Origin of the sequence: Aquabacterium sp. (assembly GCF_035476535.1) — a bacterium.
Lineage (GTDB): Bacteria > Pseudomonadota > Gammaproteobacteria > Burkholderiales > Burkholderiaceae_C > Pseudaquabacterium.
In genome coordinates, this window is sequence record NZ_DATILJ010000274.1 from 1 (window position 1) to 9,446 (window position 9,446).

Here is a 9,446-nt window from a genome sequence, read left to right on the forward strand (position 1 = left end):
TCGCTGCGGCCGGCGCCGCCACGCCGTCCACGCACGCCAAACAAGGCCTGGCCGCGCTGACGCTGGGCGCGCTCGGCGTCGTCTACGGCGACATCGGCACCAGCCCGCTGTACACGCTGGCCACCATCTTCAGCCCGGCCACCGGCGTGGCGCTGAACGGCCCCAACCTGATCGGCGCGGTGTCGACGATCTTCTGGGCGCTGATGCTGGTGGTGACGCTGAAGTACGTGATCCTGATCCTGCGCGCCGACAACCGCGGCGAAGGCGGCGGCCTGGCGCTCACCGCGCTGGCGGCGCAGGCTGTCAGCAGCCGGCCGGCGCTGCGCCGCGCACTGCTGCTGCTGGGCGTGTTCGGCGCCACGCTGTTCTACGGCGACAGCATCATCACGCCGGCGATCTCGGTGCTCGGCGCGATGGAGGGGCTGGAAGTCGCCGCGCCGGCGCTGAAGGCCTATGTGCTGCCGTTCTCGCTGGTGGTGCTGGTCGGGCTGTTCCTGCTGCAGCGCTTCGGCACGGCGCTGGTGGGCAAGCTGTTCGGGCCGGTGATCCTGCTGTGGTTCCTGGTGCTGGCGGTCACCGGCGTGCAGCAGATCCTGCGCGAGCCGGCGATCCTGGCCGCGCTGAACCCGCTGCAGGCCGCGCGCTTCCTGGCCGAACGCGGCTGGCAGGTGTGGGCCGCGCTCGGCGCCATCGTGCTGGCGCTCACCGGCGCCGAGGCGCTGTATGCCGACCTCGGGCACTTCGGCCGCCGGCCGATCCAGCTGGCCTGGTGTGCGCTGGTGCTGCCGGCGCTGGCGCTGAACTACCTCGGCCAGGGCGCGCTGCTGATGCACGACCCGGCTGCCGTGGCGAACCCGTTCTACCGCCTGTTCGCGCCCGAATGGGTGCTGCCCGCCGTGCTGCTGGCCACGCTGGCGGCGATCATCGCGTCGCAGGCCGTCATCTCGGGCGCCTATTCGATGACGCGCCAGGCCATCCAGCTGGGCTTCCTCCCGCGCATGGCGCTGCGCCACACCTCCGCCCGCGAGGCCGGGCAGATCTACATGCCGGCGGTCAACTGGGCCTTGCTGGTCGGCGTGGTGGCCGCCGTGCTGTTCTTCGGCAGCTCGGCCGCGCTGGCCGGCGCCTACGGCATCGCAGTGACGGTGACAATGTTGATCACCACCGCGCTGACCTTCTTCGTCGTGCGCCACGGCTGGAAGCTGCCCGCGCCGCTGGCCATCGGCGCCACGCTGTTCTTCCTGATCATCGACGCGCTGCTGGTGGCCGGCTGCGCGGTGAAGTTCTTCGAGGGCGGCTGGTTCCCGCTGCTGCTGGGCCTGCTGCTGTTCGGCGTGATGAGCACCTGGGCGCGCGGCCGCGAGCAGTTGGTGGCCAGCATCCGCAGCGAAGGCCTGGCGCTGCAGCCCTTCATCGACAGCCTGGACCTCGGCAGCGTGAACCGTGCGCAGCGCACCGCCGTGTATGCCGTGGCCGATGGCGAGACGGTGCCGCAAGCCCTGCTGCACAACCTGAAGCACAACCAGGTGCTGCACGAGCGCAACCTGATCATGACCGTGGTGTTCGCCGAGACGCCCTGGGTCGCCGCGAAAGACCGCCTGGAGATCGAGGCGCTGGGCCCCGGCTTCTGGCGCGTGCGGCTGCACTTCGGCTTCATGGACACGCCGGATGTGCCGCAGGCCTTGTCGCTCGGCGCGGCCCAGGGCTTGCCGGTGCCGCTGTTCGAGACCAGTTATTTCCTCAGCCGCGAGACCGTGGTGCCCACCCCCGGCACCGGCATGGCGCAGTGGCGCGAAACGCTGTTTGCCGCGATGAGCCGCAACGCCGGCGGCGTCGCGGCCTTCTTCAGCCTGCCGGACAACGCCGTGGTGGAGCTGGGCACGCGGGTGCAAATTTAGTACCCCCCGGAGCGCCTGCGGCGCCTCCCCCCAGGGGGCGCCGCCAATGGACCGGCAGAGCCGGATCCATGGCGGCCGCTGGGGCGCACAGGCGCGCTCACTTCCACGCGAAGCGCGGCTGCTCGAAATGCTGGACCCGGGTCTCGCGACCGAGCAGGCAGACCTCGCGGAACTGGTAGAGCATCGCGGCGGTCGGCGCGGCGATCCAGCCCTGGCCGACCGGCATGCGCAGCACCGGCACGTCGCTGTCGTCCATCGGCGTGAGCATCGGCGCGTCGGCGCGCAGCAGTTCCGTCAGCGGAATGCGGTGGATGCTGGCCACTTCGTCGGGGTTGGGCTGCAGGCCCATGGCTGCGCCGGTCCACATCACCACCGGCGTGATGGCGTAGCCGGAGCGCGTGATCACGTCGTCAAGCAGGCCGATGATGGCGCCGGCGTCCAGCACCAGGCCAACCTCTTCGTGCAACTCGCGCAGCGCGGCCTGCTGCGCCGTTTCGCCTTCGTCGACGCGGCCGCCGGGCAGCGCGAACTGGCCGGCGTGGGCGCGCAGCGTTGCCGCGCGCCGGGTGACGATGATGGCGGCCTGCTCGCTCCACTGCGCATGGCGCGGCAGGCCGGGCAGCTCGCCGCCGTGGCCTTCATCGGTGAGCACCATCGCGACCGCGGCGCGGCGCAGGCCGGCGGCATCCGGCTCGTGGCGTTGCCATTGCGCCAGGCGCTGGCGCACGCGGTTTTCGAAGGCAAGGTCGCGCAGCATCGTGCGCCGGTTCAGCCGTGGAAGACCGGCGCGCGCTTCTCGAGGTTCGCGCGCACGGCTTCCACCTGGTTCGGCGCGCCCATCAGCGCCACCTGCTCGTTGGATTCCGCCTGCAGCAGCGCGGCGTCGCCGGTACCGGCCGCGGCCTGGTTCAGCAGGCGCTTGGCAGCACGCACGGCATCCGGGCTGCGCTGCGCGATGCCGGCGGCCATCTCGCGCGCGGCGGCCAGCGGGTCGGCGCAGACGCGGGTGGCCAGGCCCAGCTGCACGGCTTCTTCGGCGTCGACGACACGCCCGGTGTAGGTCAGCTCGCGCACCACGTCGTCGCGCAGCAGGCCGCGCATCAGCACGATGCCGGCCATGTCGGGCACCAGGCCCCATTTGACTTCCATCACCGACATCTTCAGGTCCGCGCTGATCAGCCGGATGTCGGCGCCCAGCGCCACCTGCAGGCCGCCGCCGAAGGCCACGCCGTGCACCGCGGCGATCACCGGCACCACCAGTTCGCGCCAGCCTTGCGCAACGTACTGCGCGGAATTCATCGTGCCGTGGCTGCGCGGGCGCAAGTCGCGAAAACCGCCTTCGCCGGCCGCGGCAATCTTGTCCATGCGCCCCATGTCCAGCCCGGCGCAGAAGGCCCGGCCTTCGCCGTGCAGCACCACGGCGCGCAGGCCGCGCTCGGACTTGAGTTGATCGATCGCGGCGGCGATGGCATCGAACATCGCGAAGTCCAGCGCGTTCATCTTGTCGGGGCGCGCCAGGCACACCTCGGCCACGCCCAAAGCGTCGATGCTGATTCGAATGCGGTCTTGCACGGCGGCCTCCATGAAGTGACGGCGTCATTGTGCGCCGCAGGGCGCGATCGACCGTGTCACCTGCGCAGCAGCTGCACCGCGCTGATGCGGGGCCGGTGCCGGGCCGGCCGGCGCCGGTTCTCAGCGCCGGCGCGCGAAGGTGTCGGCGTCGAAGCCGACGGTGATGCTGCCATCGGCCCATTCGACCACCGGGCGCTTGATCACGCTGGGCTGCGCCAGCATCAGCGCCTGGGCGCTGGCGGCGTCGACCACGGCGGTGCGCTGGGCCTCGTCGAGCTTGCGCCAGGTGCTGCCCTGGCGGTTGAGCACGCGTTCCCAACCGGCCGCCGCCACCCAGGCCGGCAGGCGCGCGGGCGGCACGCCGGCCTTCTTGAAATCGTGGAATTGATAACTCACATCCTGCTCAGCCAGCCAGGCGCGGGCGCGCTTGACGGTGTCGCAATTGGTGATGCCGTACAGCGTGATGCTCATTGTCTGGCTCGGTCGTTGGGGGCGTCGCAGGCCGGGTCGATCATGTGGCCGCCGCCGTTGAGCACGCGGCCCTCGGCGCTGAGCGTCACGGCGAACCACAGGCAGTCGTTGGTCTGGTAGCGCCAGTACCAGGTTTCGCGGTTCTGCCACTCGGGGGCACGGCGGGCCGGGCGGCCCAGCAGGCGCAGCAGGTCGTCGCGCGGCAGACCGTCGACCACCTGCGCGAAATGCGCATCGTCGAGCACCTGGGCCCATTGCTGGGTGCGGCCGGCGGCGTCCAGGTCGACCATCCAGGTGGTGCGGCCCATGGGCCCGCGCGCGAACTCGAGCCGGGTGGTGCCAGAGGGCATCACGTAGCGGCCGGTGGGCGGGCCCATGCGGGCCGCCACCTCGGCCTCGCTGAGCCCGGCCTGCAGCGGCACGGCGCAGCCGGCAACCAGCGCCAGGCCGGCCGGGAGCGTGATCAGCAGGGCAAGGCGTGTCTGCGTTTTTTTGGCGGCTTGCATCGCTGGCCTCCGGGAATGAGGAGGCCCGCATCATCGCGCATCCCGGATGCCTCTACCGCCGGCGGGGCGGCCGGCGGCCCCCTCATCACCGCCCGACGGGGCGCGGCGGCAGCGACTTCAGGTACAGGTAGGCGGCATCGATGTCGGTGTCGCTCATGCGCGCCAGCGATTCGAAGGGCATCACGATGCTGACCCGGCTGCCATCGGGCCGGCGGCCCGAGCGCAGCATGGTGCGGAATTCGGTGGCGCTGGCATAGCGCGGCATCGCGCTGCCGGCGCCGGGCGTCAGGTTCGCGGCGTCCGGCCAGTCCGGCGGCGCGCCGGGAATCTTGCCGCCCGACAACAGCTGCCCATGGCAGCCCAGGCAGCTGTTGGCCACGTACTGGCCGTGGGCCAGGCTCACGCCTTCGGGCACCGGCTGCGGCGGCGGCAGGCCGTGGTCGATGCGCTCGGCCGCATCGGGCATCAGGCCCAGGCCATACATCACGCGCACTGGCAGTGGCAGCTGCAGCACCGCCGGGCCACCGCTCTTCGGCGGCATCTGGCGCACGTAGGCGGCGACGGCGGCCACGTCGGCATCGGTCCAGCGCGCATAGTCTTCCGAGGGCATCACCAGCAGCGGCTGGCCCGAGGGCTTGACGCCGTGGCGCAGCGTGCGCTCCCAGTCCTCGCCCTTGTAGTGCGCCACCACGTTGCCAGGCCCCGGGCTGATGTTCGGCCCGGCCAGCCGCAGGCCGATGCCGTCATCGTTGATGAAGACACGGCCGGCGCCGTCCTGGCCGTGGCAGTCCGTGCAGCCGCGTGACTGGTACAGGTAGCGGCCGCGTTCGATGCTCGCGGCATCCTCGGGCAGTGCCAGCGCATAGGCGGGCAGCGCCACGGTGCGCGTCATGCGCGACTGGCTGCGGTGGTTGGCGAAAGCCAGCGTCGCGGCGGCGGCGGCCAGCACGGCAGCCAGGCCGATCAACGGGAACTTGATCCAGCGTTTCATGGTGTCGACATTCGAAAGGTGTGTCGGGGCATACGGCTCACAGCCACAGCCGGATGAGCGAGAAGTCGTGGTTGCTGCCATTGGCCTCGCCGGCCTGGATGGCGCGCACCGTCGGCACGCGCTCGTCGGCCTGCAGCACCAGGCCGTGGGCCTGGTCGCCCTTGGTGCCGGCGGCGGTGGGATGGATCACGATGCCGCCGGTGCCGAAGCTGGCGTCCAGCGTGCCGTTGGGCAGCAGGCGCAGCGCAGCAAAGTCGCCGGCCGAGCTGTTGCCGGAATAGGCCCAGCCGCCCAGCACCAGCTTGCCATCGGCCTGGCGCACCACGGCGGTGGCCGAATCCCAGTTGGTCGGCACGACGCCTTGCACGAACTTGCCGCCGTTGCCGAAGGCCGTGTCCAGCGTGCCGTTGGCAGTCAGTTGCGCGGCAGCAAAGTCATTGTTGATGGCACCGGCCAGCACGGCCTGGCCGCCCGGCAGCAGCGTGACACCACGGGCGCCGCCGATGCTCGAAGTGAACAAGGCCATCACCTTGCCGCCGTTGCCGAAGCCAGCGTCGAGGCTGCCGTCGGGCAGGTAGCGTGCGGCCTGGAAATCGCCGTCGCCGCCAACGGCGAGGATGCGCTGCTCGCCCGCCACCGTGGCCAGGGCCAGCGCGTAGATGCTGTCGCGTCCGGTGTTGGATTTCAGCGGCGTGATCACCTTGCCGCCACTGCCGAAGCCGGCGTCGAGCGTGCCGTTGCTGTTGTAGCGCGCCAGTGCGAAGTCGATACCGCTGGTGCTGCCGCTGTTGCTTTCGCCGGCGACCACGATCTTGCCGTCGGCCTGGATCGCCACGGCCCAGGCGCGGTCGGTGTCGCCGCTCATTGCGGTGGTCACCTTGCCACCGCTGCCGAAGCCGGCATCCAGGCTGCCGTCGGCGTTGTAGCGCAGCACCAGGAAGTCCAGGCCGCTGGTGAGCTGGTCGCTGGCGCCGGCGATGACGATCTTGCCGTCGGGCTGGACCGCGATCGCCGCGGCCGCGTCGCTGCGCGTGCCGACCTGCGTCACGACCTTGCCGTCGGTGCCGAAGCTGGTGTCGAGGCCGCCGTCGCGCCGGTAGCGCACCAGCGAGACGAAGGTGCCGGTGGGCATCGTGCTCGACCCGGCGACGATGACCTTGCCGTCGGCCTGCACGGCCGCCGCATTGGCATAGTCCTCGTAGCCGACCGGCGTGATGTTGACGCCGCCGCCGAAGCTGGTGTCGATGTCGCCCGGCGCGCCGCGCACGGTGACGGTCACCGCCTGGTGCAGCACATCGCTGCCATTGACCGCGCGCAGCCGCGCCACGGTCGGCAGCGAATGCGGCGCGCTGGTCTGCGCGCTGAGCCGGATGTCGGCGGTGCTGCTGCCGGCCGGGATGGTGATGACATTGCTGGTGACGCCGGCGGGCAGGCCGTCCAGCACCAGTTGCACGGGGCCGGTGAAGCCGTTCTGGCGCGTCAGCGTGGCCTTCAGCGTGGCCGTGCTGCCTTGCTGCACCGGCGTGCGGTCGGCCGACAAGGCCAGGCTGTAGTTGGCCACCGGCGTGATGAAGTCCGTGACCTGGCCGACCAGCACCGGCGCGGCGCCGAAAGGCCCGCCCATCACGTAGATGCCGTTGTGCACATAGGGCGTGCCGGCGGCCGTGACGACGCCCAGGTAGGCCCCCGTGTCGGGGTAGTAGCGGAAGCTGAAGGGCTCGGCGCTCAGCGTGGCCGGGTGCGGCGGGAAGTAGCCCGGGAAGGTGACTTCCGCAAAGTCCATCAGCTGGCGCGCGGCTTCGGTGGCATCGACCGCCGCGGTGGCGGCAGCCGGTGCGGCCAGTGCGGCCGACAAGGCCTTGGCGCGCGGGCCGGTGCTGGCGCCGGTACCGGCGCCGGCTGCCAGCGTGCTCGCGGCATCGGCCGCCATCGTCTCGCTGCCGCCGCCGCAGGCGCTCAGTCCGAGGGCCAGCAGCACGGCCAGCGTCAATTGCGTGAGGGTGGTCTTCATCATGGGTCTCTCCAGGGCATTCAAGGGGGGATGGATGCACTGTAGAAATCCGGGCGCCGCGGCACATCGCCCGTTCGGGCCACGCGGCCCGCCGTGAAGAGCTATGCCGACGGGCCGGCGGCGGGGGAGGCGCTCAGCAGCAGCAGCTTGAGCGGCGCGGCGCCGATGTTCGCGACCCGCGTCTCGTCCTGCGGCGGCAGCCGCACGGTGCACGGCGCCTGCACGCGCTGCGGGCCGCTGGCCAGCGCCAGCCTGCCGGCGCCTTCCAGCACCAGCAGCACGGTTTCGTCAGCGCAGGCGGCCAGAGCCGCCTCGGCGCCGGGCTCGATGCCGTAGTGCCAGGCCTCGAAGCAATGCAGGCCCTGCGCCGCGCCGGCAATGCAGCAGCGTTGCACGCCGTCCAGCAGTTCGCGCGGCAGATGGGTGTGGCTGAAGACCAGCATGGGCCGATCTTGTGCGGCGGCCCATGCACTGCGCATCCGCCAAAGGAGCCACCCTCCCCCTGGCCGCTGCGCGAGCGCCTCCTCCCCCCGGCTTACCTCAGCTGCGCGTGCCACCAGGCCGAGGCCTGGCCGCGGCTGGCCACGCCGAGCTTGCCGAGGATGCTGGCCACATGCTGCTTGACGGTGTGCACGCTCAGGTCCAGCGCGCGGGCGATCAGCTTGTTGCTGTTGCCGGCGGCCATCAGTGCCAGGATCTGCGCTTCGCGCGGCGTCAGGCGTTCGCCACCGCCATCGGGCGCGGACCCGGCGGTGGGCAGTTCGGTGGCGGCCGGCACGCGCACGGCGGGCACGACCGGCGGCGCTAATGGCGCTGATGACACGGATAGCACGGATGGCGCAGCGTCGATCGGCACCGCCGCGGCGAACCGCACCCGCTGCACGCGGGCCAGGAAGTCGCTCAGCCGCGCCAGTTCCGCGGCCGACAGCCGGCCCTGCCAATCGGTCTGCTGCAGATCGCGCAGCACCGGCTCGCCGGCCAGGAGGGTGGCGCCGCGCTCATCGTCGCCCGGGCCCTGCAGCAGCGGCTGCAGCGCCGCGGCCGCGGCATCCAGCCGCTGCTGCCGGCACAGCGCCCAGGCATGCAGCGCACGGGCCTGCACGCCGGCACACAGGAAGTAGGCCTGCAGGCCGTCGCCCAGCGCTTCCAGCCCCTGCACCGCATCGTCGACGCGATCCTCGGCCAGCGCCACCATCGCATCGACCAGCGCATGCACGCCCCGCCCTGAGGGCCACTCGGCCGCATGCCGGGCCGCTTGCAACGCCGCCGCCATCTCGCGCAGCAGCGCCCAGTCCTGCAGCAGCCAGGCGGCGCGGGCCTGGTTGAACAGCATGCCCGCTTCATGCGCGCGGCGGAACGAGACGCTGGCCGCGCGGCGGATGTCGTCGATCAGCGCCGCGCCGGCGGCGAGGCTGGCCGGCGCATCGCCCTGCAGCGCGGCCATCAGCGCATGCACCATGCGGTTGTCGGTCTGGATCATGCGCGGGCTGCCCAGCCAGCGAAAGTCATCATCGGCGCGCGCCAGCCAGGACGCCGCCTCGGCCTCGCGGCCGGCCATCAGCGCCTGCCAGGCCTTGGCATGCCAGGCGCCGGCACGCAAGGAACTGGGCCGCTCGCCGGCCATCTGCAGAATCGCATCGGCATAGCGCACCGCCTGGGCCAGCGATCCAGGGGCGCCGATCATCATCACCTGCAGCGGGCACTGCTGCCACAGCCCGGGGTCCGGCACGCGCAGCAGCGCCGCCAGCATCAGCGACTGCTTGGGCGCCACATCGGCACCGCGGCCGCAGACCACCGCGTCGCAGGCCTCGCCATAGTGGATGAAGGCCATCGCCGCATCGTCGAAGCTCAAGCAGCCCAGCCGCGCCAGGATGCGTGTGCCTTCGTCGAAACGGCCGACATGCTGCAGGCCGGCGCACAGGTGCGCGCTGGCCAGCGCCGCGTCGCGCTCGCGGCCGGCGGCGGCATAGCCGGCCACCGCGTGGTGCATGCAGTGC

At 71.8% G+C, this 9,446-nt stretch carries 9 protein-coding genes; 1 reads left to right on the forward strand and 8 read right to left on the reverse strand.

The annotated features are described in order from the left end of the window. The first annotated feature begins 47 nt into the window (after positions 1-47). Positions 48-1,898 carry a potassium transporter Kup gene (locus VLK61_RS27270; protein WP_325425985.1) on the forward strand — a complete coding sequence of 617 codons (1,851 nt, stop codon included), beginning with the start codon at positions 48-50 and terminating at the stop codon, positions 1,896-1,898. Between the two features lie 97 nt (positions 1,899-1,995). On the opposite strand, the gene VLK61_RS27275 is transcribed toward VLK61_RS27270, so the two are convergent. The 8 genes from VLK61_RS27275 to VLK61_RS27310 form a co-directional block, all read right to left on the reverse strand. Continuing rightward, a complete protein-coding gene (locus tag VLK61_RS27275) occupies positions 1,996-2,655 on the reverse strand; it encodes an NUDIX hydrolase (RefSeq protein WP_325425969.1) in 660 nt (219 codons plus the stop codon). A gap of 11 nt (positions 2,656-2,666) precedes the next feature. After that, positions 2,667-3,482 carry a crotonase/enoyl-CoA hydratase family protein gene (locus VLK61_RS27280; protein ID WP_325425971.1) on the reverse strand — a complete coding sequence of 272 codons (816 nt, stop codon included), beginning with the start codon at positions 3,480-3,482 and terminating at the stop codon, positions 2,667-2,669. Positions 3,483-3,590: 108 nt separating this feature from the next. After that, positions 3,591-3,941 carry an ArsC family reductase gene (locus VLK61_RS27285; RefSeq protein WP_325425973.1) on the reverse strand — a complete coding sequence of 117 codons (351 nt, stop codon included), beginning with the start codon at positions 3,939-3,941 and terminating at the stop codon, positions 3,591-3,593. Then, the gene (locus tag VLK61_RS27290) at positions 3,938-4,447 is read right to left on the reverse strand and encodes a hypothetical protein (RefSeq protein WP_325425975.1); all 510 of its coding nucleotides are present in this window, start codon (positions 4,445-4,447) and stop codon (positions 3,938-3,940) included. The genes VLK61_RS27285 and VLK61_RS27290 overlap by 4 nt, the downstream gene beginning before the upstream one ends. A gap of 85 nt (positions 4,448-4,532) precedes the next feature. Then, entirely contained in the window at positions 4,533-5,438 is a 906-nt protein-coding gene (locus VLK61_RS27295) for a c-type cytochrome (RefSeq protein ID WP_325425977.1), read from the reverse strand. Positions 5,439-5,475: 37 nt separating this feature from the next. Further along, positions 5,476-7,452, reverse strand: a complete 1,977-nt coding sequence (locus VLK61_RS27300; protein WP_325425979.1) for a hypothetical protein — start codon at positions 7,450-7,452, stop codon at positions 5,476-5,478. Between the two features lie 98 nt (positions 7,453-7,550). Further along, positions 7,551-7,892 (reverse strand): hypothetical protein, encoded by a 342-nt coding sequence (locus VLK61_RS27305; protein ID WP_325425981.1) that lies wholly within the window; start codon positions 7,890-7,892, stop codon positions 7,551-7,553. A 92-nt stretch (positions 7,893-7,984) separates the two neighbouring features. After that, on the reverse strand, positions 7,985-9,446 hold a 1,462-nt coding region (locus VLK61_RS27310), incomplete at its 5' end, for a helix-turn-helix transcriptional regulator (RefSeq protein WP_325425983.1).

Coding starts and splice junctions, on each gene's coding strand:
- VLK61_RS27275 (WP_325425969.1), bottom strand. CDS start 2,655: ATGCTGCGCGACCTTGCCTTCGAAAACCGCGTGCGCCAGCGCCTGGCG.
- VLK61_RS27300 (WP_325425979.1), bottom strand. CDS start 7,452: ATGATGAAGACCACCCTCACGCAATTGACGCTGGCCGTGCTGCTGGCC.
- VLK61_RS27295 (WP_325425977.1), bottom strand. CDS start 5,438: ATGAAACGCTGGATCAAGTTCCCGTTGATCGGCCTGGCTGCCGTGCTG.
- VLK61_RS27285 (WP_325425973.1), bottom strand. CDS start 3,941: ATGAGCATCACGCTGTACGGCATCACCAATTGCGACACCGTCAAGCGC.
- VLK61_RS27290 (WP_325425975.1), bottom strand. CDS start 4,447: ATGCAAGCCGCCAAAAAAACGCAGACACGCCTTGCCCTGCTGATCACG.
- VLK61_RS27280 (WP_325425971.1), bottom strand. CDS start 3,482: ATGGAGGCCGCCGTGCAAGACCGCATTCGAATCAGCATCGACGCTTTG.
- VLK61_RS27305 (WP_325425981.1), bottom strand. CDS start 7,892: ATGCTGGTCTTCAGCCACACCCATCTGCCGCGCGAACTGCTGGACGGC.